This window comes from Clostridium pacaense (genome assembly GCF_020709765.2).
Lineage (GTDB): Bacteria > Bacillota > Clostridia > Lachnospirales > Lachnospiraceae > Enterocloster > Enterocloster hominis.
The window spans coordinates 72,515-99,472 of record NZ_JAJFEB020000008.1 but is presented as its reverse complement, the minus strand read 5'-3'; the positions used below and the strand labels follow the sequence as shown (position 1 = coordinate 99,472).

19 protein-coding genes are annotated in these 26,958 nt (G+C 53.2%); 18 read left to right on the top strand and 1 reads right to left on the bottom strand.

The genetic code is table 11. The features are described from left to right. Window positions 1-3: 3 nt before the first annotated feature. From LK536_RS44490 to ilvD, 8 genes are all read left to right on the top strand, one after another. Window positions 4-1,209 (top strand): M20 metallopeptidase family protein, encoded by a 1,206-nt coding sequence (locus LK536_RS44490; protein WP_130789718.1) that lies wholly within the window; start codon window positions 4-6, stop codon window positions 1,207-1,209. A gap of 106 nt (window positions 1,210-1,315) precedes the next feature. Next, window positions 1,316-2,710, top strand: coding sequence for a Sapep family Mn(2+)-dependent dipeptidase (locus tag LK536_RS44485; RefSeq protein WP_165443065.1), 1,395 nt, complete (start codon window positions 1,316-1,318; stop codon window positions 2,708-2,710). Between the two features lie 8 nt (window positions 2,711-2,718). Beyond that, complete coding sequence (locus LK536_RS44480) at window positions 2,719-3,795, top strand: M24 family metallopeptidase (RefSeq protein ID WP_227796269.1); 1,077 nt, start codon at window positions 2,719-2,721, stop codon at window positions 3,793-3,795. 25 nt (window positions 3,796-3,820) lie between these two features. Further along, the gene (locus LK536_RS44475; RefSeq protein WP_008718886.1) at window positions 3,821-5,224 is read left to right on the top strand and encodes a Sapep family Mn(2+)-dependent dipeptidase; all 1,404 of its coding nucleotides are present in this window, start codon (window positions 3,821-3,823) and stop codon (window positions 5,222-5,224) included. Window positions 5,225-5,288: 64 nt separating this feature from the next. Further along, complete coding sequence (locus tag LK536_RS44470) at window positions 5,289-6,227, top strand: ABC transporter ATP-binding protein (protein WP_040380016.1); 939 nt, start codon at window positions 5,289-5,291, stop codon at window positions 6,225-6,227. Then, window positions 6,224-8,488 (top strand): ABC transporter permease, encoded by a 2,265-nt coding sequence (locus tag LK536_RS44465; RefSeq protein WP_227796270.1) that lies wholly within the window; start codon window positions 6,224-6,226, stop codon window positions 8,486-8,488. Before LK536_RS44470 ends, LK536_RS44465 begins: the two co-directional genes overlap by 4 nt. Continuing rightward, a complete protein-coding gene (locus tag LK536_RS44460) occupies window positions 8,485-9,900 on the top strand; it encodes a DUF4340 domain-containing protein (RefSeq protein ID WP_227796271.1) in 1,416 nt (471 codons plus the stop codon). The genes LK536_RS44465 and LK536_RS44460 overlap by 4 nt, the downstream gene beginning before the upstream one ends. A 53-nt stretch (window positions 9,901-9,953) precedes the next feature. Then, window positions 9,954-11,738 (top strand): dihydroxy-acid dehydratase, encoded by a 1,785-nt coding sequence (gene ilvD, locus LK536_RS44455; protein WP_235712172.1) that lies wholly within the window; start codon window positions 9,954-9,956, stop codon window positions 11,736-11,738. A 72-nt stretch (window positions 11,739-11,810) separates the two neighbouring features. On the opposite strand, the gene LK536_RS44450 is transcribed toward ilvD, so the two are convergent. Further along, complete coding sequence (locus LK536_RS44450) at window positions 11,811-13,274, bottom strand: FAD-dependent oxidoreductase (RefSeq protein ID WP_227796272.1); 1,464 nt, start codon at window positions 13,272-13,274, stop codon at window positions 11,811-11,813. 298 nt (window positions 13,275-13,572) lie between these two features. Between LK536_RS44450 and LK536_RS44445 the strand changes: the two genes are divergently transcribed. From LK536_RS44445 to LK536_RS44400, 10 genes are all read left to right on the top strand, one after another. After that, on the top strand, window positions 13,573-15,723 hold the full coding sequence (locus LK536_RS44445) for a M13 family metallopeptidase (RefSeq protein WP_227796273.1): 2,151 nt from the start codon (window positions 13,573-13,575) through the stop codon (window positions 15,721-15,723). Window positions 15,724-15,847: 124 nt separating this feature from the next. Further along, window positions 15,848-16,732, top strand: a complete 885-nt coding sequence (locus LK536_RS44440; RefSeq protein ID WP_506092162.1) for a LysR family transcriptional regulator — start codon at window positions 15,848-15,850, stop codon at window positions 16,730-16,732. A gap of 200 nt (window positions 16,733-16,932) precedes the next feature. Then, window positions 16,933-17,745, top strand: a complete 813-nt coding sequence (locus LK536_RS44435) for a DUF3100 domain-containing protein (protein WP_025486122.1) — start codon at window positions 16,933-16,935, stop codon at window positions 17,743-17,745. 14 nt (window positions 17,746-17,759) lie between these two features. Continuing rightward, window positions 17,760-18,221 (top strand): hypothetical protein, encoded by a 462-nt coding sequence (locus tag LK536_RS44430; RefSeq protein WP_025486123.1) that lies wholly within the window; start codon window positions 17,760-17,762, stop codon window positions 18,219-18,221. Between the two features lie 58 nt (window positions 18,222-18,279). Next, window positions 18,280-19,617, top strand: a complete 1,338-nt coding sequence (locus tag LK536_RS44425; protein ID WP_227796274.1) for an amidohydrolase family protein — start codon at window positions 18,280-18,282, stop codon at window positions 19,615-19,617. 247 nt (window positions 19,618-19,864) lie between these two features. Further along, window positions 19,865-21,652 carry a sensor histidine kinase gene (locus tag LK536_RS44420; RefSeq protein ID WP_227796275.1) on the top strand — a complete coding sequence of 596 codons (1,788 nt, stop codon included), beginning with the start codon at window positions 19,865-19,867 and terminating at the stop codon, window positions 21,650-21,652. Window positions 21,653-21,670: 18 nt separating this feature from the next. Then, window positions 21,671-23,221, top strand: coding sequence for a response regulator (locus LK536_RS44415; protein WP_008718873.1), 1,551 nt, complete (start codon window positions 21,671-21,673; stop codon window positions 23,219-23,221). A gap of 72 nt (window positions 23,222-23,293) precedes the next feature. After that, window positions 23,294-24,169, top strand: a complete 876-nt coding sequence (locus LK536_RS44410; RefSeq protein ID WP_025486129.1) for a carbohydrate ABC transporter permease — start codon at window positions 23,294-23,296, stop codon at window positions 24,167-24,169. 2 nt (window positions 24,170-24,171) lie between these two features. Next, window positions 24,172-24,975: a carbohydrate ABC transporter permease gene (locus LK536_RS44405; RefSeq protein ID WP_227796276.1), complete on the top strand. Its 804-nt coding sequence runs from the start codon at window positions 24,172-24,174 to the stop codon at window positions 24,973-24,975. 31 nt (window positions 24,976-25,006) lie between these two features. Beyond that, window positions 25,007-26,887: a glycoside hydrolase family 43 protein gene (locus tag LK536_RS44400; protein WP_227796277.1), complete on the top strand. Its 1,881-nt coding sequence runs from the start codon at window positions 25,007-25,009 to the stop codon at window positions 26,885-26,887. The last annotated feature ends 71 nt before the right edge of the window (window positions 26,888-26,958 follow it).

The following is a 26,958-nucleotide window of genomic DNA, read 5'->3' as shown; positions in this document are numbered from 1 at the left end:
CATATGTCAGATATCATTACAAAAGATCTTGCTAAATCAGTGGAAAATCTGGTCATCGGCTGGAGAAGGGAACTTCACCAGTGCCCGGAGCTTGGGATGAAGACCGTGGAAACCGAGAAAATCATCCTCAGGGTGTTAAAGGAAATCGGGATAGAGGAAGTGCGTTCAGGAATCGGCGGGGAGGACTGCCACGGCGTGGCGGCCGTGATCCGTGGCAGCCTTCCGGGGAAATGCCTTGGAATCCGGGCTGACTGTGACGCCCTGCCCATCCTGGAAGAGACAGGACTTCCGTTTGCCTCGAGGAATCCTGGCTGTATGCATGCCTGCGGCCATGACGGTCACACGGCCATGGGCCTGGGAATCGCAAAAATCCTGTTCGAGAACAGGGATAAGCTTCGCGGCACCGTGAAAATGATATGGCAGCCAGGCGAGGAAGGGGATAACGGGGCGCTTAAGATGATAGAGGACGGTGTGCTGGAAAATCCGAAGGTGGACGCCATGATTGGCCATCATTCAGGCACCAGCCGTTTCCAGGAGGTAGGGCCTGCCCAGATCGGCTGGACACCGGAACCTTCCTCCTTCTGTATCACTGGCTGGTGGGCTAAATTCCATGGAAAGAGCGCCCACATCGCGGAGCCCCATCTTGGGGCGGACCCGCTGCTGGCTGCCTGCTACGCGGTAACAGAGCTTCAGGCCGTGCTCAGCCGGGAAAAGCAGCCCAACAAGCCGGCCATCTGTGCGGTGAGCATGTTCCATGCAGGGGATAAGAATAATATCATCCCCGATACCTGCTGCCTGGAAGGTTCCATCCGCTCCAACAACGAGGAGGACCAGGCGTTCTATTACCAGCGTCTGACGGAAATCTTCGAGGGCGTGGCAAAGACCATGCGCTGTACGGCTGAAGTTGGATACGGCCATTACCTGGGCACCACGGACAACGACCCTGAGATGGTGCGAAGGTTTGTCCCCATTGCCGAAAAGGCCCTGGGAAAGGAAAATGTGATAGAGGTAAAAATCGCAATCCCTGGCGGGGAAGATTTTAGTGAGTTTACAAAACGGGTTCCCTGCGTGTATTATTATCATGGGGGAAACTTTGGGGATGAAAGGGATTTCCCGCAGCACAGTTCCAGATTCGATTTGAATGAACAGACCCTTTGGTCCGGTGTGGCAGTCATGACCCAGTTCGCCTTTGACTGGCAGGATATGTAAACCCCCAATCCATACGTATCATCATACGGACCCCTGCCTGACCATACGGTTCGGCAGGGGTCCTGTTAAAAGAAAAGCACATTACATGCCCATAAGGAGGAGAGATATGACAGAACAGGAATTACTGCGCAAGGCAGATGCGTTCATAGAGGCAAACATGGAGGATATCATAAAGGATATAAAGGCAGTGGTGGATATCCCCAGTGTGAAGTCGGAGGCGGAAACAGGCGCCCCCTTTGGCAGGGAGATAAGGCGCGCCCTGGACAAGGCATTGGAGATTGCAGGCCGTATGGGATTTAAGACCGTGAACTGTGAGGATTACCTGGGCTACGCGGAGCTTCCCGGCGAAAAAGAGGCGTACATCGGCACCATTGCACACCTGGATGTGGTTCCTGCGGGCAATGGATGGAATACAGACCCGTATGACATGGTGGTAAAGGACGGTTACCTGATGGGACGGGGCGTTGTGGATAATAAAGGCCCCCTGATCCTCACCTATTATATGGGAAAGTTTTTTAAGGACCTGGGCGCCCCCCTTCCCTACAGCCTGCGGATGATGGCAGGATGTGATGAGGAAAGCGGCATGGAGGATGTGGAATACTATATCCATCACTATGAGGAGCCGGTATTCCTTTTTACACCGGATTCGGAGTTCCCGCTGTGTAACGGGGAGAAAGGCTGCCTGTGCGGCAATTTTACAAGCGGGCGGTTTGAAGACGGGGCAATCATGGATTTCCAGGGCGGTATGGCCCATAACGCGGTAGCCGATCAGGCGTCCGCGGTTATCCGCGCCAATCCGGAACAGTGCCCGGAGGCAGACCGGATTACGGTTACTGCCGTGGACGGGGGCGTAAGGATTGAGGCTGCCGGTATTGGAGGCCATGCCTCCCATGCAGAGGGGACCATTAATGCCATCGGCCTGATTGCGGATTATCTCCTGGAAAACAGCCTTGTGACCAAAGAGGAAGAAAAATTCCTGAAGGTCGTTTCCCTGCTGTGTGAGGACTACCAGGGGCATGGGCTGGGTATCCAGTGTGACGATGGCATTTTCCCGCCGTTAAGCATCATCGGCGGGATGATAAGGATGGAGGACGGTGTGCTGAAGCAGAACTTTGATTCCAGATATCCAACCAATACCACTGGCAGTGACCTGGTGAAGAAGCTGTCCGATCTGGGCGCCCAGTATGGGGTAAAGGTAACGGATGTGGAGGACAGCGTTCCCTTCTATATCGGTGTGGATAAGCCGGAAATCAAAGCCTGCCTGGATGCCGGCAATGAAATCCGCGGGGTGGACGGCAAGCCTTTTACCATGGGCGGAGGCACCTATGCCCGTCATTTTAAGAACGCAATCAGCTTTGGGACTGAGATCCCGGCTGAGCCGCTTCCTGATTTTGTGGGGAAGATACATACATTTGATGAGGGAATCGGCATTGACCGGCTTAAGATGTCATTGAAGATTTATATCCTTGCGCTGTACAGGCTGATGCAGATTGAATTTTAGGAGGGCATATGAAGAAGACGAGAGTGGATGAAGTACTTAACAGGCTGGAACGGATGGGACTGGAACAGATGATCATAACCGACGCCAACTCCATCTTTTACCTGACAGGCATCTGGGTGGATGCAGGGGAGCGCCTGGTGGCATTATACCTGGGCCGTCACAGGGATGACTGCTTCTTTGTGAACAATATGTTCACCCTTCCGCCAGATCCCGGTGTGAAGACCGTGCGTTTTTCTGACACGGACCCGTATCTTCAGATGCTGGCAGACTGTACGGACCATGCCAAACCCTTGGGAGTGGATAAAAATATGCCGGCGCGTTTCCTTCTGCCCCTGATGTCCATGGGATGCGGCACGGAATATGTGGATGCATCCATCTGCGTGGACGGGGCCAGGGCCGTGAAGGATGAGGAGGAAATGGAGGCCATGCGCAGGATTTCCGCCATCAATGACAGGGCCATGGCTGAATTTAAGGCGCTGTTAAAGGAAGGCGTGACGGAGCGTGAAGTGTCCAACCAGATAAAAGAGATATACCAGAGGCTGGGGGCCGATGACCTGTCATTCCCTCCTTCCGTGTGTTTTGGGTCCAATGCGGCCATAGGCCATTACCGCTGTGGGGACGTTGCCCTTAAAAGAGGGGACTGCATACTTCTGGATGTGGGATGCAAGAAGGACAGTTATTGCGCGGACATGACAAGAACCTTTTTCTGCGGGGAAGTGTCCGATGAAGAACACCGCAGGGTTTATGAACTGGTGCTTCAGGCCAACCGGGCAGCAGAGGCAATCATAAAACCAGGCGTCAGGTTCTGTGATATTGACGCGGCGGCCAGGAAGGTGATTGAGGACGCTGGTTACGGCGATAAGTTCACCCACAGGCTGGGGCATTTTATCGGGATTGAGGTCCATGATTATGGGGATGTGTCCAGTGCGAACCAGGAAACAGCCCGTCCGGGCAATATCTTCTCCATAGAACCAGGTATCTATCTGGAAGGAAATGTGGGCGTGCGCATTGAGGACCTGGTGCTGGTGACCAGGGATGGGTGCGAGATACTTAATTCCTACAGCAAGGAACTGGAGATTGTCTGACAGGGAGAAAGGATGGATCAGGACGATGATGGAAGAATTAAACAGTTGTATTGAAAAGAACAGCGCGCAGATGGTGGAGTCGCTTTCTGAGATTGTACGCATACCCAGCAAATACGGCGAGCCGAAGGAAGGCGCACCCTACGGGGAGGCGTCCCGGCAGGCCCTGCAGTTTGCCATGGACCTGGGCAGGAAGCTGGGCTTTGAGACGGTTGTAAATGTGGGCGACAGGGTATGCTATATTGAATACGGCACAGGAAGCAAGGTGGTTGGGGTGTTTGCCCATCTGGATATTGTGCCGGAGGGGGATGGATGGACGTATCCTCCCTTTGGCGGTGAAATCCACAATAACCGGGTTTACGGACGTGGCACCGTGGACAATAAAGGCCCCTTCATCGCTTCTCTTTATGCCCTTCATGCCATTAAGGAATGCGGACTGCCCCTTGGGGATTACCGTATCCGCATCGTGGGCGGGACCAATGAGGAAAAGGGCATGGATGACATGAAGTATTATGTATCCCAGTGCGGGGCGCCTGACGCCGGATTCACGCCGGACGGACTTTTCCCCATGTCCTTTACGGAAAGGGGGATTAACTATTATTTCATGTCCTATGGTTTGGCTGGGAAATCCACTTCCAAGGTCAGGGTCGTGGGACTGCATGGAGGGGAAATCCTCAACATGGTACCGGACAGGGCTTCGGCAGAGCTGGAGGCCTCGGATGAAACAGAGGCAGGGCGCGTGATGGGACTGGTTGAGGAGTACCGCCGGACCACCGGAAGGGATGTGACGGCCAGCCGGGAGGGGACCAGGATACGGCTTACCTCCAGGGGACTGTGCGCCCATTCCTGTACGCCTTTTAACGGTAAGAATGCCATTGTGGCAATCCTGATGTTCTTAGACGGGCTGGGCATTGACGGCTCCATGGGGACCTTCCTGCGGTTCTTTGCTGAGAAGATAGGAATGACCACGGACGGAAGCCTTCTTGGCATGAAACGCGAGGATGAGTGCGGCAGGCTTACGTTCAGCCTTTCGAAGATGGATGTGGATGAGGACGGACTGAAATGGGTGGTCAATATCCGCTATCCCTATACCTACAAGGACCAGGTGACAGCGGATTTTACTGCCCAGGTTGTTCCGGCGGGAATGGTGATAGACGAGGTGGATGCCCATAACACATACAGGTTCCCCATGGACCACCCCATGATCCGGACGCTGCGGGGCGTTTACGAGGAACTGACGGGCAGGGATTCGACCCCCAGCCATGAGGGCGGGACCTATGCGCAGGTGGTGCCGAATATCGTGCCCTTCGGCTCCATTTTCCCGGGAACCCCGGATCTGTGCCACAGGCCGGATGAGTGTATTGACATTGATGAATATATCCTGGACGCAAAGCTGTTTGGAAATGCCATGTATGCTTTGACCAGGAACTAGGGCCTGACTGGCGTTGACGCGCCGGGAGGCACTAAGTGCCAGATATGAGGGAGGAAATGGACCAGTGATAGAAGTAAAGGACCTGGTAAAACAATATGGGAGCTTCCGGGCAGTGGACCACTTGAGCTTCACAGTGGAAAAAGGACAGATATACGGCTTTTTGGGACCTAACGGAGCAGGTAAATCCACAACCATGAATATAATTACCGGCTATCTGTCTGCCACCGAGGGAACCGTGCTTATTGACGGACATGACATTTTTCTGGAGCCGGAGGAGGCCAAACGCCATATCGGGTACCTGCCTGAGATCCCTCCCCTGTATCCGGATATGAATCCCCAGGAGTACCTGAAATTTGCAGGGGAACTGAAAGGTGTCCCAAGAAAGGGACTTCCCGGGGAAGTGGAGCGGGTGATGGCGCTGACCGGCATCACCCACATGAGGCTGCGCCTGATTAAGAACCTGTCCAAAGGGTACAGGCAGAGGGTGGGCTTTGCCTGCGCCCTGTTAGGGGACCCGGAGGTCATTATCCTGGACGAACCCACCGTGGGGCTGGATCCCAGACAGATCATCGACATCCGGGAACTCATAAAATCACTGGGGAAAGGACATACCGTGATCCTCAGCAGCCACATATTGTCTGAGGTCAGCGCCGTATGTGACCATATACTGATCCTGTCAAAGGGGAAACTGGTGGCCAGCGATACGCCGGAGGGCCTTGGAAGACGGATGCAGCGCACCAATGTCTATGATATGCTGGTCCAGGGTGAACCGGGACTTCTGCGGGAACTGCTGAAAGGAATCCAGGGGCTGCGGGCCATTACCACGGCGCCCCATGAATCAGGCTTTGCAGCCGTCCACCTGGAGACGGATGAGGATACGGACCCCAGGGCACAGGTGTTCCGGCTGCTGGCAGGAGCCGACTGTCCCATAATGGAGCTTCAGTCCGCCGCCATGAGCCTGGAGGACGTGTTCCTGGAACTGACGGGGAGGGACAGATCATGATAGCGATTTATAAAAAAGAGGTGCTTTCATTCTACCGCTCCATGATGGGGTACCTGTATATGGCGTTCCTGCTGCTGATTGCAGGGGTATTCTTCACTGCCTTCAACCTTCAGGGCGGCGTGCCGGAGTTCGGGTATGTGCTGGGCAATACGACCGTTGTGCTGCTGATCGTGATACCGGTCATTACCATGCGCGCACTGGGGGAGGAGCAGAGACAGAAAACAGACCAGCTTCTGTTCACGGCCCCGGTAAAGGTGGGGAGGATCGTGCTGGGCAAGTTCCTTGCCATCCTCACCGTGTTTGCGGCGCCGCTTATCATACTGGCGGCCTGCCCGCTGGTACTGTCCCTCTATGGGGCGGTGCCCCTGAAAGAATCCTATTCCTGTTTCCTGGCATTCTTCTTCATGGGGGCGGCCTGCATTGCCATAGGCATATTTATTTCCAGCATTACTGAGAGCCAGATCATAGCGGCTGTGGGCACATTTGCAATCATGCTCTGCAGCTACCTGATTAATGGCATGAGCGGCCTGATCGGCATCCAGGCGCTCCATTCACTGGCAGGTTTCGGGGCTGTGATCGTGCTTGGCGGTATCCTGCTTGCGGTGATGACGAAAAGCCTGTCCACGGGCGTCCTGACAGCCAGCGTATGTGAAGTGGCGCTGGGGGCGTGTTATCTGGTGGACAGTTCCATGTTTGAAGGGGCGTTTCCACGCTTTTTAGGGTACTTTTCCCTGTTCCGGCGGTACTATGATTTCGTGGATGGGATATTCGATGTCACCCATCTTGTATATTATCTGGGGGTTGTGGTGCTGTTCCTGTTTTTTGCGGTACAGTCAGTGGAAAAGCGCAGATGGGATTCATTGAAAAGCAGGCATTTTAAGATTGGCCTGTATGCAGTGGCAATGTGCATCCTTATGACCGTGATCGTGGTGTTAACCAATATGATTTCACATAAGCTGCCTGGACGGTACACCAGGTATGACACGTCCGCCTCCGGGCTTTACAGCATTTCCCCCCAGACCAGGGAGCTGGTGGGATTAAACACCTCCCCTGTCAGCCTGTATCTGATTGCGCCTAGGGGAAAGGAAGACCAGAAGCTCACGCAGCTGCTGGAGAAATACAGGGATTTAAACGGAACTATCACGGTGGAATATGTGGACCCTGTCCTGACGCCTGCATTTGTGTCAAATTATACGTCCGATAAGGTCAGTGACAACAGCATCATAGTGGTGGGGGAAAACCGTTCCAGGGTACTGCGCAATACGGACCTGTATCCGGTCAACTATGATTATGATACGGGCAGGACCTCCACTGATTTTGACGGGGAAGGCCAGATTACCAGCGCCATCCACTATGTGACTTCGGATGTCCTGACCAAGGTTTATCTGATGAACGGACATGGAGAAAATGAATTGACGGAGTCCTTTGCCGCCGCAATGGAAAAGGAGGGCGTGGAGACCGGGAGGCTGAACCTGACTGCAGCAGGACAGGTGCCGGAGGATGCGGGCTGCCTGTTCCTTAACGTTCCGGTTTCTGACCTTACCGGCCGGGAGAGGGAGGTGCTTACCTCGTATCTGGAACAGGGAGGACGCATGCTTTTGATTACCGGTATCACCGCGGCGAAGATGCCGAACCTGGATCAGGTGCTGGCCGGTTACGGCGTATCGGCGGTTCAGGGCATGATTGTGGAAGGGGACAGCAATTACAGCATCCCATCCTACCCCAACTTCCTGCTTCCTGAAATCAGGAGCAGTCAGATAACGGAGCCGTTCATTGCAGAGGGCAGCCTGCTGCTGATGCCCAATTCCCACGGTATTGTGAAGACGGAGGATGTGCGCAGTACGGTGGAGGTAAAGGGGATCCTTACCACGTCCCCCAATTCCTATATAAAGACAGACAGCTCTTCCCTTGGATATAAGCGGGGGGACCCGGCAGGGCCATTTGCAACCGGGGTGACTGCTTCGGAGCAGACCGATGGAGGCATGACCAGGATTGTCTGGTTCTCCAGCTCCAGTATGCTGATGGAGGAAATGGATGAAATGGTCGGGGGCAATAACACCAACCTTGTATTAAATGCAATCGGATGGATGACAGAACAGGAGAACAGCATGACCATCCGTCCAAAGCCCACCTCATCCGCATCCTTAAGGCTCACCTCGGCCCAGGCCATGGGCTGGAGCGTACTGTTCGTGCTGGCAATCCCGGCTGCCGTGATGGCTGGCGGCAGCATCCTGTGCATAAGGAGGAAGAGACGTCAATGAAAAAAGAACAGAAAAGAAACCTTCTGCTGGCGTCAGTGACCGCGCTCCTGCTTCTTATCATCTATATCATGATGCCCTCTGGCGCCGGGGGAAAGGCAGGGGAAGAGGAAAGCCTGGTGGTGTATTCCATGGATGCGGATACGGTGACCGGGATTGCCTTCCAAAGCGGTGACGAAAGGATTGTCCTTGTAAGGCAGGAGGATGGATGGGTATACGCGGAGGATGGGACATTTCCCCTGAACCAGGGCTTTGTGGACACCATGCTGGATAAGACCGCGCGGCTTACCGCCCGGCGCTTTGTGGCAGAGGGAAGCGGGTATTTTGGCGGGTATGGACTGGACCATCCCACCAATGTAATCCAGGTGACTGGGTCCGGCCGGACAGAAACCATCTATCTGGGCAGTACCAACAGCGCCACGGGGGACTGTTATATGGCGGTAGAGGGTTCGGAGAAAATATATACGGTGGATTCCACATTTTCCAACCTGTTCTCAAGCAGCCTGAACGCCATGGCAATCCGTGAGACACTGCCGGGAATCAGCCTGGACAACATGACCATGGTAACCATTGAGGAAAAGGGAGGAACATTTACCTTTCAAAGGCCGGGGACAGGGGATGGCGCCTGGAGCGTCTCGGAGGATGACGGGGCGTTAAGGCCCGCCGACACCGGGCTGGTATCCGGATGCCTGGGCAAGCTGGTGAAGCTCAGGTATGAGGAGATGGCGGTATACCGTCCGTCGGAAGTCCAGATGGAGGAATACGGACTGGGCGGGAAGGAAGCGGGCGGTCTGATACGGATTGCTTATCAGGACAGCTCCCGGCAGGACGGTTCCCGCCAGGAGGATGAAACAGGTGCGGTCCAGGATTTCGTGCTCCATATTGGAAAGGACAGCGGGGATGGACGGTATACCTACGTGTATCCGGAAGGCGGACAGGGAATCTATACCGTCAGGAAGGACGGGCTGGAACCGTTCATGCATCTGGCGGCGGAGGATTTCCTTTCCTTAAGCATCGCTCCGGTTAAGGCGGAGACGCTCACCAACCTTACGCTGACGTGGGACAACGGGAAGGCGGAGTTTGCCGTCACCCATCCAGAGGATGGGAACAAGGCGGCCTATACCCTGAACGGACATGAAATCACGGAGGCTGAGTTCAATGCCTTTTATTACCCGCTCTATGGTTTTGCGGCGGAAAAGCGGGTTTCGGACATGGCCTCCCAGCTGATTGGCCCTCCAATCCTTACCATCGAATACCGGTGCATACCGGGAACCGCTGGGGACATGACCGTGGAACTGATTCCCTATGACCAGAACTATTATGGGGCAAAGGTGGATGGACAGGCATTCCTGCTTGTGAACAGGCAGAGGGTCAACAGCCTTATCAATGAAGTGAATAAGCTTCCTCTTTCATGAGGCGGCCTGGTTTTATAACCACAAAAAAAGATGATTCTATAGGAGAAGATATTATGTTAAGAAGCCAAAAAGTCCGCAAGCTGGCGCCGGAGATGGATCCGCTGCGCCTTGGGATGGGGTGGAAGCTGGACGACCTTGAGAAACCCCAGATAATGATTGAAAGCACATATGGCAACAGCCATCCGGGGTCCAGCCACCTGAACCAGTTTGTGGAAGAAGCAGTACGGAGCGTTGATGAAAATGGCGGGAAGGCTGCGCGGTATTACGCAACGGACATGTGCGATGGAATGGGACAGGGGCATGACGGGATTAATTATTCCCTGGCCCACAGGGACGCCATCGTGAACCTGATTGAAGTACAGGCCAACGCCACCACCTTTGACGGCGGGGTATTTATAGCCAGCTGCGACAAAGCCATGCCAGCCATGCTCATGAGCATCGGCCGTTTAAAGGAAATGAGCGCAATCATGGTGACAGGCGGTGTGATGGAGGCATTTACACTGCCCCCCGAATATACGGAGGATGACCCGGGCTGCGCCATCAACGAGCTTCTCACCCTGGAGCAGATCGGCAAGTTCAGCGCCCAGTATGAGCGCCATGAGATACCAGATGAGCAGCTGACCTATTATAAACAGCACGCATGCCCCAGCTGCGGCGCCTGCTCCTTCATGGGGACTGCATCCACCATGCAGGTGATGGCGGAGTCATTGGGCCTGATGCTTCCGGGAACCGCCCTGATGCCCGCGACTGCGCCGGAACTGCGCCAGGCTGCTTATGACGCGGGAAAACAGCTGCTTCAGCTGGTCCGGCAGGGCATCACGGCTGCGGACATTGTCACGATGAAGAGCTTTGAGAATGCCATCATGGTACATGCCGCAATCTCAGGCTCAACCAACGCGGTGATGCATATCCCGGCCATTGCCCATGAGTTCGGTATTGAGATTGATGCGGATACCTTTGACCGGCTTCACAGGGGCGCCCATTACCTCCTTAACATACGCCCGGCCGGAGACTGGCCGGCCCAGTATTTCTACTATGCAGGAGGAGTTCCCCGGGTCATGGAGGAGATTAAGGAAATGCTCCACCTGGATGTGATGACCGTTACGGGAAAGACGCTGGGGGAAAACCTGGAGGACCTTAAAAAGAGCGGTTACTATGAACACTGTGATGGGATACTTAAGAGCAAAAGCCAGGCAATCCACAGGGACATTGCCAGGACGGACATCATCCGGGACTTTGACCATGCCATCGGCACCAATGGAAGCATTGCCATATTGAAAGGCAACCTGGCGCCGGAAGGGGCGGTCATCAAGCATACGGCCTGCCCGCCCGGCATGTTTAACAGCCGCCTCACGGCGCGTCCCTTTGACAGCGAGGAAGAAGCCATTGACGCCATCCTCCACGGAAAGGTGAAACCGGGAGACGCCGTGTTCATCCGCTATGAAGGCCCAAGAGGAAGCGGTATGCCGGAAATGTTCTATACCGGCGAGGCCATCTGTTCCGACCCGAAGCTGGCGGCAAGTGTCGCGCTGATAACAGACGGAAGGTTCTCAGGCGCATCCCGCGGCCCGGTCATCGGACATGTGTCCCCGGAAGCAGCCGCAGGAGGCCCCATTGCATTGGTTGAGGAAGGGGATCTGATTGAACTGAATCTGGAAAAGAGGTCCCTTAATATCGTGGGTGTCAATGGAGTGGAAAAGACGCCTGAGGAAATGGATGTGGTTCTTTCACAGAGAAAGAAGGGCTGGAAAGGGTTTAAGAGCAAATATACAAAGGGTATCTTAAAGCTGTATGCCCAGCATGCGGTCAGCGCCATGAAGGGCGCGTATATGGATTAGGGACAGGTCTGTTTTGGGAACACGGCAGATTTATGGATGGGGAGGGAACCCCAGAAAACGCCAGGGAACGCCTTAAAAAGCGTTCCCCTTTTGTGCCGGATTGTCAATCAGTCTGCCGTCATAATCGAACCGGGAACCGTGGCATGGGCAGTCCCAGGTCTTTTCCGCCGGGTTCCACTCCAACTCACAGCCCAGATGGGGGCACCGGGCAGAGGTTTTGTGCAGGACTCCCTTTTCGTCCTTATAGCAGGCATACCGTTTGAATCCGATTCTTATGATGCCGCCATGACCCTCTTTCAGGTCCGCGGCACGGAGGGGCAGGTGGAAAGCGCCCTTTGTAAGGGAGATGGCACTTTCACCCATATCGGCCAGAAGGCTTGGGAGGGATGCCCTGACATGGAATCTCTGGGGGCAGAAGAGTCTTGCGTATGGGTTTTGAAGTCCGCAGATCTGGTCCCTTATGATCATTGCGGACAGCATGGAAGAGGTCATCCCCCATTTTTTGAAGCCGGTTGCAACATACCAGAAGGGCCTGAACACGGAATACCTTCCGATGAACGGGATGTCATCATGGGGCATGCAGTCCTGGGCAGACCACCTGGCAATGATCCTGCTGTCCGGGTAATACTGTTTTGCCGCCTGTTTCAGGCGCTGGTATTCCCCGCCCGTCCTGTTTTTTCCGGTCCGGTGCGAATTGCCGCCAAGGAGGAGGGCGCCGTGGGTCCATCTGAGGGAAAGTCCGTCCTTGTCCTCGCTGTAGAACATGCCGTCAAGCTTATCCGGGTGGTCCAGGCACAGCACATAGCTTCTGTCCTGGTGCTGGCGTGCAAAGAATATGCCCGGCAGGTTCACGAATGGGTAATGGGACGCAAAAACCACATGCTTTGCATTTACCGTGCCATGGTCTGTCCATATCATATGCTTTTTTACCTTCAGCACACGTGTGCCCTCATAGACAGTCACTTTTTGGGATAAATGTTTTAGGAACGCCAGGGGATGGAACTGGGCCTGCCCTTCAAAGCAGACGGCGCCCATGGTATCAAAGGGAAGGCCGTGAATCTGGGTGAAATGGGCCGGTATTCCCAAGGCGGAGGCGGCCTGGGCTTCCTGCTCCAGCCTCACCACCATGGACGGTTCCCTGGTGTAAAGGTAGGATGGAAGCCGTTCAAAACCGCATTCAATCTTCTCTTCCCCTACAATCTCCCCGTAGGCCCGGATAGCTGCTTCGTTGGCAAGGGCGTACGTCCTTGCCTTTTGTTTCCCCAGCTTTTTAATCAGGTCCTGGTAAATAATCCCGTGCTGGCTTGTTATTTTCGCAGTGGTGTTTTTTGTCTGCCCGCTGGCAACCTGGTCTGCATCCAGCACAATTACATCAATTCCCTGCTTCTGAAGAAGGTAGGCGGTTAAGATTCCGGCCATGCCCGCGCCAATGACGGCCGCCTCCACGGTCAGGTCCCCGGGCAGGGGATTCCTGGGCGGCAGGTGGGTTGTCATGCTCCATATTGATTTTGATTTTTCAGTATATTTGTTTTCCATTTTTCTGCTCCAATCCAGGTTTTCTGCCAAGCATATAACGGTGGCTTTTTTCATTATCTATCGGCCCGGCTGCCTTTTTATATAGTCTTTACCGATTATCTGATTATTAAACGAAGGATTTCCCAACGGAAGAATAGGAAGGCCCACGCCTTTTTTTCTGCAGCGGTATGGGGTATAATGGATTGGATACCGCAAGTTTTATTAAGATACGGAAATGCAGGATAACCAGTAGAAACGGGTTATAATAAGAAGCGTGTACAGGATTGGTTTTAAAGGCATGGTAAAGGAGAAGAATAAGATGAGACATATAAAATGTATGGCAGCAAAAGGGATGATTGCCGGGGCCATGGCGGTTGCTGTGGCAGCCATGGTATGGGGCTGTTCGGCGGGCAAGACGGAACAGGACCCTGGAACGGGGATGGAATCCCAGGCAGGGATGGACTGCGACGGACAGGCCGTGGCCGCGTCCAGACAGCCGTCTGCATCCGGACAGGGCAGTGCGCCGGACTATGTGGACGATTTCTACAATGCCGTGAACCACGTGACCCTGGACGGCTGGGAAATCCCTGCCGACCAGCCGGAGATGAGCTGGTTCCGTAAGGTGAGTGAGGAGAACTATAATAAGGTAAATGATATTATCCGGAAGGTTTCATCAGGGACCGGGACCGGAAGCAGGGAAGATGGCGGCGGGACCCCGGCCCAATCAGACACCGGGGAAATCCGCGACCAGGAGAACATCCGCGCCCTGAACCTGACCGGACTGGACCGGGAGGCCAGGGAGAAGGGCGGTTACGGCCAGCGGGCAGGGGAATTCCTGAATAAAATTGAGGATGCAGGCACGGTAGGGGAGCTTTTAAGCGCATCCCTCCGGTTCCAGAAGGATTACGGCATCTATAGCCTGGCGGGGCTGGTATATACAGGGGACAGCGATGACTCCTCCGTTAAGTCCCTGTATTGGTTAAAGCCGGACACGGGGCTGAAACGCGAAGTCTGGTTTTCCGAAGAGGAATCCAACAAAAAGCGGGTGGAGGAATATAAACGGTATCTGACCAGGCTCCACGAATCCAATGGCATGGATACCAGGGAAGCAGGGGAAACAGTGAAACGTGTGACCGCCATGATGAAGGACCTGGCATCCAGCTCCCTGAAAATAGAAGAAACTTATGATGCAAAAAAAACCAACAATGTATATACGGCCAGGGATGCGGCGGCGATTTATCCGGAAGCCCTTTCCATGGAACTGTTAAGCGGGATTTATGGCATCAGGGAGGATGAGAAGACCGTGGTGGCGGAACCGGACGTATGCAGGAAGCTTGGGACCTATCTCACGGAGGACAATCTGCCTCTTTTAAAGGAGTATGTAAAAACCTGCCTTTATGCCGACCTTTCCGCCATGACAGACATGGAATCCCTGAATGCGGCCCAGGAATACCAGATGGCGGTCAGCGGGACGGAAGAAAAAAAGCCTTTTGAGAGGACCGTATCAGAGTCTGTCCAGCAGGAACTGGGATTCCAGTGCGGAAGGCTGTTCTGCCTGAAGTATTTTGATGATGATGCCAAACAGGATGTGACGGACATTGTCCGCAAGGTCATAGACGTGTATGACAGAAGACTGGCGGACATGGAGTGGATGACAGAAACCACCCGGTCAGAGGCGCGGAAGAAACTGGCCGCCATCATGGTGAAGGTGGGGTATCCTGAACAATGGCCCCAGGACCGATACAGCCTGAAGCTGACGGCGCCGGAGGACGGCGGCCTCTATGTGGATAATATCCTGGCCATCAGGAAGGCTGACCAGGATTATATGTTCAGGACCAAGGATGACCCTGTGGACAGGATGGAATGGGAAATGACGCCTCAGACCGTTAACGCCTACTACAATCCGGGCAACAATGAAATCGTGTTCCCGGCAGGAATCCTCCAGCCTCCTTTTTATGACCCCGAGGGCGTGCCGGTCACCAACCTTGGGCGTATCGGCTCTGTAATCGGCCATGAAATCACCCATGCCTTTGATACAAGCGGCTCCCAATACGATGAAAAGGGCAACCTGCGCGACTGGTGGACTGCTGAGGATAAACAGCGGTTTGAGGAGCTGGCAGCCAAGGTGGTGGACTATTATGACACCATGGAGGTAAACGGAACCAAGATAAACGGAAGCCTCACCGCCACTGAGAATATAGCTGACCTGGGCGGGGTTTCCTGCGTGACGGAGATAGCAAAAGATGAGGGATACGACCTGAGGGAGCTTTATAAAGCCTACGCAGCCTTATGGGCCGGTAAATACAGGGATGAGTACCTGGCCTATGTCATGACCAACGATGTCCATTCCCCGGGAATCATAAGGGTGAACGCAGTGTTATCGGCAACCAGTGACTTTTATACTGCATTTCATGTAAAAGAAGGGGACGGGATGTATCAGAAGGTTGAAAACCGCCCCGGAATCTGGTAAATTCATAGATAAGGGAAAGAGGCACGGCTATTGATAGGGCAGTGTTCCGGAACACGGGCGGATGGATGGGGATCCGCGCCCGCCCTGGAGAAAGGAATGAGACCAGGTCATGACATTACAGCAGATGAAATATTTTGTAGCGGTAGCTGATTCAGGCTCCATCAGTGAGGCGGCCAAGCGGCTGTTTGCAGCCCAGTCCAGTGTTTCGGAGGCAGTGCGGGCAGTGGAGGGGCATTATGGGATCAAGGCATTTTTAAGGACGCCCAAAGGCGTCATGCTGACTGGTGACGGCAAGGAGCTGTTCATTGAGTTCAAGGGAATCTTGAACCGCCTGTACTATCTGGATTTAAGGTATGAGGACAAAAAGGACAGCGGTCACGGCTTCTATGTGGCGGCCCAGCACCATATCTGCGGCATGGATTCCTTCATGTCCATCATACAGTCCCTGGATGTGCCTGAATATAACGTGGGATTCAGGGAGTGCAAGACATCCGGGGTCTTTGAGCAGGTGGAAAAGGGGCTGGCGGATCTGGGGGTCATCTTTTTTGCGGAACAGCTGAAAGGCCAGATGATGCAGGAACTCAGGGGACGTGGGATCATTTTCAACCATATTGCCTACCGGACAGCCCATGTCTATCTCCATGAGGGCCATCCCCTGGCAGGATGCAGCCAGATACGGACCGAGGAAATCATCCAGTATCCATTCATCACCTATGACAGGAGTACGGATGCCAATCCGGCCTATACGGAAGTCATCATCCCCCACTACCGCATGAAGAAGGTGATTTCCGTCACGGACCGCGCAGCCGCGTATTCCATCATGCGGACAAACCAGGGGTTCGTGGTGGGAAGCGGATACCATACGGCGGACAGGGCTTATGGGGATATCCGGGCCATCCCCATTAAGGATGGGGTGAACCTGGAGATTGGCTTTATTGTGAAGGGGAATTACCTGCTGTCGGACATGGCCCAGCGTTTCATTGAACTGGTGGGGGAAAAGGAGGCATAGCAGGGAAGTAAGGTTAAGGAACCATGGAAATATCATATAGTATCAGCAAAAACGATGGATTCCCATCGTTTTTTTCTGTCTACAGAAGTGAAAGGCCCTGTGATATGATGAAATCAACAAAAGGTATCCTGTCAATCCCGGTGCGCTTTCAAACACGCTCTAGCACCGGAGGCATACAGAAGAAAGGGGAAATGAAACGTATGGAACAAGTAAAGGCCGTCATAAGAAAGTACTGGAAAGTCTATGCAGCGGCAGTAGTGCTGGCATTGGTCTGTGATTCAGTGGGAACCATCAAGATTAACATCGGGATCGGCACCCTGACCCTGTTTCCCATGGTATTCGCAGTCATACTGGGCGGACTCCTGGGACCGGATGTGATCCGGATGTTCAATCAGGGGGAATGCAAGCTGGGAGGAAGCCTGGTGCTGGTGGCGCTGGCGCCCTTCATGGCCAAGATGGGTGTTTCTGCCGGAGCCAACCTGGCCAAGCTGGTGGCGGTGGGACCGGCCCTGATCCTGCAGGAATTCGGCAATCTGGGAACCATTTTCATCTCACTTCCCATTGCGCTGCTGCTGGGCCTGAAAAAGGAAGCCATCGGCGCATGCTACTCCATTAACAGGGATTCAAACCTGGGCCTGACCACGGATATCTACGGGCCGGATGCAAAGGAGACAGAGGGGACGTTTGCGGTATATATTGTTGGTTCTGTCATCGGAACCGTGTTTGTCAGCCTGCTGGCAGGCGTGGTCGCATCCTGGAATATCTTCCATCCACTGGCCATGGGCATGGCAAGCGGGGTGGGCAGCGGTTCCATGATGACCGCGGCGGCAGGGACATTGGGGGAAATATATCCCTCATACGCGGAAGACATCATGGTAATGGGCGGCGCCAGCGACATGCTGACAGGAATCACCGGAATCTACATGGGAACCTTTGTGGGACTTCCTGTTACCAGGAAACTGTACGCGTGGCTGGAACCCAAAATCGGACGCAAATCAAATCACAGGAAATAAGGGAGGGAACGTAAATGGTAAGGAAATATTGTATCCAGCAGGCCGGTCTTCTGTGCCTTGTGGCAGTAATCATGATACTGACCAATATGATTGGTTATCAGATGCCCCTGGCTGATTCCATAGCAGGAATCCTTGTACTCTGCGCCATTGCCCTGTTCGGCCTGACAGTCAGCAGGTTCATGAGCCGTTTTATCAAGCTTCCGTCCATGATGTATGTATCCCTTACAGGGCTGCTTCTGGCCTGCCCCGTATCTCCGGTCAAGGACGTGATCATCCAGGTCACATCCCAGGTGGCATTCATGGCTCCTGCCACCGCATTAGGTGCGTTTGCAGGGATTTCCCTTGGCAAGGACCTTAAAAACTTTGCGAAAATGGGATGGAAGATGGTTGTGATTACATTGCTTGTGATAACAGGAACCTTTATATTCTCTGCCTTCGTGGCAGATTTGGTGCTGCGGGCCACGGGAGCAATCTAAGCCGTGCTGCCGGACAAAGAGGCGTAAAGCCATGATAGCGAGGAGGAAATGATCCAGAATGGAAAAATGTGATATTTTAATCAACGGATGCCGGGTCCTTAACCCGGACATGACGGTTTCAGAAGAACGGAGCGTTGCCATCCATGATTCATGGATTAAGAAAATCGGACCCTCCGGGGAAATGAAAGAGAACTTCCAGGCATCGGAAACCCTGGACGGGACAGGCAAGCTCCTGATGCCTGGCCTTGTGGACGGTCACACCCACACCTGCCAGCAGCTTCTGCGTGGAAGGGTTTCGGATGAATACCCCATGGTGTGGACCAGGTTCCTGGTTCCCTTTGAGAGCAACCTAAGGCAGGAGGACTCCTATATCAGCGGACAGCTGGCCTGTCTGGAGATGATTAAGAACGGGACCACTTCATTTGCGGATTCCGGCGGCGTCCATATGGAACGTGTGGCTGACGCGGTGCTGGAATCAGGCATGCGTGCGGCCATTGCCAAATCCACCATGGATATGGGCAATGCAATTACCGGAGCAATGAAGGAGACGGCAGAGGAAGCAGTCAGGCACACCAGGGATTTGTACCAGGCATATGACGGCAAAGGGGACGGGAGGATATCCATCTGGTTTGCCATCCGACAGGTCATGACCTGTTCAAGGGATTTGATTGCCATGGTAAGGGATGCCGCTGCTGAACTGAACACGGGAATCCATGCCCATCTGTGTGAGCACAAGGACGAGGTCAGCTTCTGCCTGCAGAATTACCAGCTGCGCCCGGCCCAGTTCCTGGAGTCCATGGGCGTCCTCGGCCCCAACCTCCTGACTGCCCACAACGTCATGCTTTCCGACGAGGACATTGCCATCATGGCCAGCCGGGATGTAAAGGTAATCCACTGCCCAAGGGCCAACCTCTCCAACCATGGATTCCCAAAGACGCCCCAGATCCTTCAGGCAGGACTTAGCGTGGGCCTTGGCTGCGACGGCGCGGCCCCATCCAACCTGGATCTGTTTGATGAGATGAAGGTGCTGCGCTACGGCATGATGGCATACTGGGGACTCCCGTCCTTTAACCCGGTGGTCATGACCTGCCCCACCCTTCTTAAGATGGCTTCCTGGGGCGGCGCCAACGCCATTGGCAAGGGCGGCATCCTGGGCACGGTGGAGGAAGGGAAGAAAGCGGATGTGATCCTTCTGAACATAGACCAGCCCCATCTGACCCCCACCCAGAACCTGATTAACACGGTTGTGGAGGCAGCCAACGGGCATGACGTGACGGATTCCATCATCAACGGCAGGATAGTCATGAAGAACCGGGAAGTACTGACCCTGGACGAGGAGAAGATACGCAGGGAAGCGCAGGTACATATGGAGGAGATCATTAAGCGCGCATATTAGATAGGACCGTGGAATGCAACCGTTATGAAGCGGACCCCTTTTGTCAGACAAAATAGTCTGATGAAAGGGGTTTTTCCGATGTCCGGAAGAAAAATGTATGGCAATGAATGAAAGCCAGGAATGGCACTGCGGTATTAGCAGGGGATGGGAACGCAAAAAAACATAACAAACATCAAAAACTCATATAACATATTTGCCAATGCAATGCTACAATGGTAAAAGGAAGGGTCTGTTGTGGGAGGGTGATATGAAAGGTATGGGGATGCCAAAACACATGGCGATGATAAAACATATGGCAATGATAAAACACATGACAATCAGGAACAAGATACTGCTGGTCATCACGGCTGTCCTGATGCTTTGCAGCATCCTGATAACCTCGGTCTGGTATACTGCCAGCAGTAAGATGGCAGGTACATACCTGAAGGACATTTCAGAGAGCACCATGAGGGATGCGTGCCAGGCCTTTGAGTATCTGCTGACAGATACCTCCTATATGGCGGCCATGGTTTCGCTCAATGACAGGAACATCATACGGCCCGTGGAAGCCTTGAATGAACGGACCATCATGGAGAACGGCCAGTGGAACATGGAATATCTGAAAAACAGGAGGATCATAAAGGAATTCATCAATGACCTGAACGGCTATAAGTACTATATCGTGGGAATTGGCGTGATCGTAAATGAAACATGCACCTTTTCCACCTCCCATCTGGTGGAGGGGCAGGGGGATGTCTATGAACGGATCATGCAGCTGGACCAGGACAGGCTTAAGAAGAATATCGTCATGCTGGAGCCCATCCACGTGGAGGGCGGTAAGTCCACCTATAACAGCGACTACGTGGTTCCGGCTGTCAGGGGGATTACGGACTGGAACCAGAGGATAATCGGCTACACCGTGATGTATTTTGATTACGGCGTCATAGAGGACATGTTTTCCTCCAACCTTCCGGAGGGAAGCCGGTTCCAGGTTGCAAACGGAAGCCGGTCCCTTATTTTCTCCAACTGCGGCGATGAACTGCTGGATATCTCCCATCCCATACAGGGGTATGTGTATAATACATTTGAAGCCGATGATGTGGACTGGACCTTTACCATGGCCCTGCCATCGGATTATTATACGGCGGATATATACCGGACCGCGCTGTTTACCGGGGCCATCATGGTTGTGATCCTCCTGCTGGCAGGCCTGCTTTCCGGCCTGGTGGTGTCCAGGTCCACCAGGGAAATCACGGTGTTAAAGGACAGCATGCAGAAGGTTTCCGCAGGCAACCTGTCCGTGAGCTATGCCGTCAGGGCCGAGGACGAGATAGGGCAGATGGGGCATACCTTTAACCACATGGTAGTGCGTATCCGGGAACTGATGCACCGGATTACTGAGGAGGAAAAGCAGAAACGGCTGATTGAGATGGATTTCCTCCAGGCCCAGATCAATCCCCATTTCATCTCCAATGTGCTTAACAATGTGGTCTGGATGGCAAAGCTGCAGCACGCGGACAACATCGTCCCCCTGATCCATTCCCTGAATGCCATGCTTCAGAATGTGATGCACCGCAGGAACGACATGATAACCCTGGAGGATGAGCTGGAATACGTGGATAATTACCTGACCATTGTTGAATACAGCGGAAGCTATGACTTTGTCGTGGAAAAGAAAATCAGTGAAGATACAAAGGAACTGTACGTGCCCCGATTCATCCTGCAGCCCATCATGGAAAATGCAATCTACCACGGCCTGCCCGCGGACCTGTCCAGGCAGGGGACCATCCGGATTGAGGCATGGAGGGAGGAGGACAGGCTGAACATCGTCATAGAGGACAATGGGGAAGGGATGACGGAGGAGCAGATAGAGGCAGTCCTTGGCACCCCGGCAGGAGACAGGAAACGTTTTAACGGGATCGGCATTTCCAATGTAAATGCCAGGATCCGTCTGTTCTTTGGGGAGGACTACGGAATCCGTTATGAAAGCAGCCCGGGGGAATATACAAAGGCTGTATTAGTCCTGCCCGCAGTGGACAGCGCGGGGGAGGAATAAGGAGGTATGAGGGGATAAATGGCAAAAATAAAGCTGATGATTGTGGATGATGAGCTGATAAGCAGGAATACCATTAAAAAACTGCTGGAGAAAAACGAATCCTACGAAGTGGTGGCTGATTTCTCCGATGGAAAGGCGGCCCTGGACTGGCTGCGGGGAAATGATATCGACATCCTTCTCTGCGACATGCAGATGCCGGGGATGAACGGCGTGGAGTTAATCCGTATGATCCATGTAATCAATGAGTTCCTTCCGGTCATAGCAATCAGCGCCTTTGACAATTTTGACTATGTAAGGGGAAGCCTTGTAAACGGCGCAGCCAATTACCTGCTGAAACATGAATTGACCAGGAAACATCTCATATCAGCCTTGGACCAGGCAAGGGATAAATATAAGATCGTGCCGGAGGAACGGACCATCCGGCACCGTGTCGGGTATTGCTTTTATGACAGGAAGGAATTCACGGCGGACAATATCAGGAACATGGCGGACAGCGGCGTGCTGGATTTTTGCTGCTCCAATATGGCTGCCATTGCAATCAGCCCGGATTACAGCTTTCCGCCGGGGGTAAAACCGGCTGATTATAAGCACGATATCTGCAAGGCGGTGATTGATATCCTGGGGCAGATCCTGGGCAAGGAATATGGGTACCTGATCTGGCAGACCAGGCAGGAGCACCTGATCCTGCTGGTTTCATTTAACGGTGTCACCAGCACCCTTTACATGCTGAACGTGATAAAAAACCTGGCAGGAAGGCTTCAGCGCCAGATCATCCGCATGCTGGACCTTACGGTTACCATCATATGCGGCAATCCCCAGACGGACCTTCAGGCAGCGGTGAAGGACGCCTGTCAGATGGATGGGCTGCTGGAGGACAAATTATACATAGGCGGGAACCGTGTCACTGCGGCTGCCATGGCCAGACGGCTTCATTACGGCACGGAAGATGTGCCTCCCAGCTACTGGAAGCAGCTGGTATTTGAACTGGAAAGCGGTACGGGAGGCACTGCGGAAACGCTGAACGGATTCTTTGGCTGGATGGAAGAGATAAGGGCGCCCCTGGAGCGGGTCAGGGATATCAGCCAGCGTCTGGCGGGCCTGATTGCGCAGGGCCGGGTAGTGGATGAAAAGGACAGGGATGCGGTTCTGGAACGCATCCGGGAGTATGAAATCCTGGAGCAGTTCCGGGAGGACATCCTGGAGTTATATGCGCGCAGCCGGGAAGCCGGTCCGCAGCCGGATAAGCAGGCATATTCCCCTGTCATACAGCAGGTCCTTAACTATGTCCAAAAGAACTTTGCCAGTGACATTTCCCTGGAAAAATGCGCCGAGGTCACTGGCAGCAGTTACACCTATCTCAGCAGGCAGTTCAAGCAGGAGACAGGACAGCGGTTTGTGGAGTATCTGAACCAGCAGAGGGTGAACAAGGCTAAGAGCCTGCTGATACGCCATGATATGACCATGAAGGAAATAATTGAACAGTCGGGGTTTCGCAGCTACACGTATTTCTTCAAGATATTCAAGGAATCTGAGGGGCTGACGCCCAGCGAGTTCATGGCAAAAAATTAGAGTAAATCCCAAAATATTAGTATCCATTTTATGGCCGCCTCCTTTTATAATATGTATCAGGAGGTGGCCATAATGAATAAATTAGGGAAAAAAAACAACTGGTCCGCGTATCTTTATATCCTGCCGCTGATGGTCCTGTCTTTTGCGCTGATTTACTACTGTATCATCTGTACGGTGGGAACCAGCTTCACGGACTGGAACGGGATGTCTAAGGAAATGAACTTTGTCGGCTTTAAGAATTACACGAAAATGCTCCATGACAAGACCTTCTGGACAGCGGTGGTCAACAATGTGATTTTCTTTTTTGGGACAGTATTCATCCAGGCTGGGCTGGGATTTTTGCTGGCAGTGCTGCTTAAGAACCGGCTGCCGGGCAGCAATCTTTTCAAGGCCATATACTTTATGCCCATTGCCATGGCAACGTCCATCATCACGGCTATTTTCCGTATCCTGATGGATCCGACCAACGGCGCCCTCAATACATTCCTCAGGGCGGTGGGGCTTGATGTATTTGCAGTCAGCTGGCTGGGGGATCCCAGATATGCGCTGTTATCTGTCATCATCGTCAACATTTTCCAGTGGATGGGCTTTTCCATGATCATCTATTATGCCGGGCTGATGAGCCTTCCGGATGACGTGTATGAGGCTGCCAGGATTGACGGGGCCGGGTTCTGGAGGACCACCTTATCCGTCACATTCCCCATGGTAAAGGGAACCACCAATGTCCTTATCATACTTGGGATTGTGGGGTCCTTAAAGACATTTGACATTGTAAAGCTGCTGACAGGAGGCGGTCCGGGAAGGTCCAGCACCGTGCTGAACACCTACCTTTATGAAAAGGCCTTTAAGGACTTTAACGCAGGTGGGGCGGCCTCCATCGGCGTTGCCATCCTGATTATCGCGGTCATCATGTCGTTTCTGCAGATTAAGCTTGGCAAGGAGGATTGAGGATGAAAAAGAATCAATGGAAAACAGCGGCGCCCACGTACCTGGTATTTGTCCTCTGCGCCCTTATATGGCTTCTGCCAATCGGCACTGCCTTTGTAAAATCCTTTCAGATTAATGGAATCGGAAACTATCAATATGTACTCAGCTATGACAAAATCAGCTACTTCAGGGTAGTGTTCAACAGTATGTTCATCGCGGTGAGTACCGCGGTCCTGGTCACGCTCATAACCACCCTGGCTGCATTTGCTTTTTCGAAAATGCAGTTTTTCGGAGGAAAGCTTCTGTACGGCGCAATCCTCGCATGCCTGGCGGTCCCGGTGGCTGCCGTGACCAGCCCCCTCTTTGCGGCCATCAAGAATTTTGGGCTTTTGGATAAGCATCTGGGGGTCATGATCCCGCTGGTGGCGTTCAACGCGCCCATGATGCTTTTGATGATTAAGAATTACTTTGACACCATTCCGGATGAGCTTTTAGAGAGCGCCAGGATTGACGGTGCATCCAGTTTCCGCATCTGGCTGGAGTTCATGGTGCCCTTAAGCGGACCTATCATAGCCAATGTGCTGGTGCTGACCTTCATCTATTCATGGAATGACTATCTGGTTCCCCTTCTGGTCATGAGAAGCGAGAAAAACTATACGGTCACCCTGGCGGCCCAGTACTTTGTATCCAGTACCTACCAAAGCCCGGCGGACGTGGCCAGGATTTACGCGGTCATGATGCTTCTCACACTGCCGTCCATCATCGTATATCTATTCAGCCAGAAGTTCCTGGTGGGGGGAATTACCAGCGGTTCGGTCAAAGGCTGATTCAATCATTAATTTAATCTGGAGGTCACATATGAATGATTTCATGCCTGTAACAGGCAGCAGCACCTATTGTAACCCGGTCCCGTTTTCAGATGGGAAGATCCATACAAACCCGGATCCCTTCATCCTGCGCTGGTGCGGTCTGTACTACTGTTATGCGTCCGATGAACACGGTGCAAAGGTAAGTGTTTCAGAGGACCTGGTGCACTGGGAGGACAGGGGATATGCAATCCGTGAACAGGGGTACCACCATTACTGGGCGCCCTCCGTCATCTATCTGAACGGTACATTTTACATGTATTATTCCAATATCCCCATGGAGGAAACAGACTGTCATGAGCAGCATCTTAAGGTGGCAAAATCAGATGATCCCCTTGGCCCCTTTGTGTGGGAAAAGACATTTTTTGACCACTTCTCCATTGATTCCCACCCGGTGATGTGGGGCGGGAAAATGTATATGTTCTATTCTGTCAATGACTGGTTCGGGACAGAGGATAAGGTGGCCGGGACCTGTATCCTGTTAGACGGGATGCGCACCCCATACGAGTTTTCCGGCCATCCAAGGCCGGTAGTGGCGCCCGGTATCCGCAAGGAAATATTTGAAGAAAACAGGTTTGGGGATGGAAGGGACTGGTACACCATCGAAGGGGCCTGCACCGTGTCCCATAACGGGAAGACGTGGCTTCTCTATTCAGCCAATGCCTATGAGCATGAGGACTATTTTGTGGGGACCTCGGTGGCGGATGAGAAGGCAGTGTTCCATGAGATGGAGTGGCACAAGTATCCTGACCCCTATACCTGGTGTCCGCTTTTAAAGAGGAATGAGCTGGTGGAAGGCACCGGGCACAACACCGTGACAAAGGCGCCTAACCTGGTGGACGACTGGATTGTATACCATGGAAGGAATGCTGCGGATGAGCTTGTTCTTGGAACGGAACAGAGGAATATGCGCATTGACCCGCTGTATTTTAACGGCAGCCATATGCTGTGCTTCGGTCCATCCATGTGGGAAAAATCCAGCCCCTTGGCGCCCCATATCATGGTGCGGGAACAGGAGGTAAAGGAGATTTTCTGGGCAGGGGAAAGCCCCCTTGTTTACCGTATGGAGTGCTGGATAAAAGCAGGAAGGAGCCACAGCGGGGCCAGGTACGGAATCTATCTGGATTACCGGGATGAGAGGAATTATGTGGAGGCAAGGCTGCATTCCGGACAGAGGAAACTGACGCTTTTAGAATGCTTTGACGGGGCGGTGGCAGAACTTGCAGACTGGGAACTGCCTGTGGATTTTGACTACAAAGTGCCTCATCTGCTCCTTGTGCAGAGGAATTTTAACAGCTTTGACCTGTGGATGGATGAACAGCCGGCGATTACCGCCCATACATGTTGCATGGGAATGTGTATGGGAATGGGTGGAGTGGATGACAAGGCAGGAAACGGGGAATGTGCGGCGGGAAAGATTGGCGTTGTACCGTATTTTACCCAGGTCACGGTCAGCAGCATGGCTGTGACCGGACATGCCCGGCTGGAGGGTAGACAGCTTCAGAAAATGACGGCCTTCTATGGATTTTCACATGGAACTGCCAGTGGAAGCGGGCTGTCCTTTGGCACGGGAAAGGCAGTGTTGGCAGAGAAACCATGGGATGAAAACCATACGGAAGAGTTTGAGTTTGCGGTAGACGGGGAACAGCCGTCCATACAGATCATGCGCGGGAATACTGTACTTGGAGAGAAATCCATCCAGACGGGATGCGGCGGACAAAAGCAGTTTTCCCTGTATCATGCGGTGTTCAGGAACCAGGAGTGGATTTTACTGGATGGGGAACCAATTTCCCCTTTACAGAAAGGCGGGGACGCATTTACAATCCAGATACAGGGACTTAAAATAACCCGGTACAGCTATACAAAAATTTAAATGAAACGCAAAAAAATGGAGTCATGCAGACAGTAAAAATAAGGTATGCTTTAGATACAAAAAAGCAGAAA

Coding starts and splice junctions, on each gene's coding strand:
- LK536_RS44430 (WP_025486123.1), top strand. CDS start 17,760: ATGGTAAGGAAATATTGTATCCAGCAGGCCGGTCTTCTGTGCCTTGTG.
- LK536_RS44480 (WP_227796269.1), top strand. CDS start 2,719: ATGAAGAAGACGAGAGTGGATGAAGTACTTAACAGGCTGGAACGGATG.
- LK536_RS44485 (WP_165443065.1), top strand. CDS start 1,316: ATGACAGAACAGGAATTACTGCGCAAGGCAGATGCGTTCATAGAGGCA.
- LK536_RS44405 (WP_227796276.1), top strand. CDS start 24,172: ATGAAAAAGAATCAATGGAAAACAGCGGCGCCCACGTACCTGGTATTT.
- LK536_RS44435 (WP_025486122.1), top strand. CDS start 16,933: ATGGAACAAGTAAAGGCCGTCATAAGAAAGTACTGGAAAGTCTATGCA.
- LK536_RS44475 (WP_008718886.1), top strand. CDS start 3,821: ATGATGGAAGAATTAAACAGTTGTATTGAAAAGAACAGCGCGCAGATG.
- LK536_RS44400 (WP_227796277.1), top strand. CDS start 25,007: ATGAATGATTTCATGCCTGTAACAGGCAGCAGCACCTATTGTAACCCG.
- LK536_RS44465 (WP_227796270.1), top strand. CDS start 6,224: ATGATAGCGATTTATAAAAAAGAGGTGCTTTCATTCTACCGCTCCATG.
- ilvD (WP_235712172.1), top strand. CDS start 9,954: ATGTTAAGAAGCCAAAAAGTCCGCAAGCTGGCGCCGGAGATGGATCCG.
- LK536_RS44460 (WP_227796271.1), top strand. CDS start 8,485: ATGAAAAAAGAACAGAAAAGAAACCTTCTGCTGGCGTCAGTGACCGCG.
- LK536_RS44425 (WP_227796274.1), top strand. CDS start 18,280: ATGGAAAAATGTGATATTTTAATCAACGGATGCCGGGTCCTTAACCCG.
- LK536_RS44440 (WP_506092162.1), top strand. CDS start 15,848: ATGAAATATTTTGTAGCGGTAGCTGATTCAGGCTCCATCAGTGAGGCG.
- LK536_RS44415 (WP_008718873.1), top strand. CDS start 21,671: ATGGCAAAAATAAAGCTGATGATTGTGGATGATGAGCTGATAAGCAGG.
- LK536_RS44490 (WP_130789718.1), top strand. CDS start 4: ATGTCAGATATCATTACAAAAGATCTTGCTAAATCAGTGGAAAATCTG.
- LK536_RS44445 (WP_227796273.1), top strand. CDS start 13,573: ATGAGACATATAAAATGTATGGCAGCAAAAGGGATGATTGCCGGGGCC.
- LK536_RS44420 (WP_227796275.1), top strand. CDS start 19,865: ATGAAAGGTATGGGGATGCCAAAACACATGGCGATGATAAAACATATG.
- LK536_RS44450 (WP_227796272.1), bottom strand. CDS start 13,274: ATGGAAAACAAATATACTGAAAAATCAAAATCAATATGGAGCATGACA.
- LK536_RS44410 (WP_025486129.1), top strand. CDS start 23,294: ATGAATAAATTAGGGAAAAAAAACAACTGGTCCGCGTATCTTTATATC.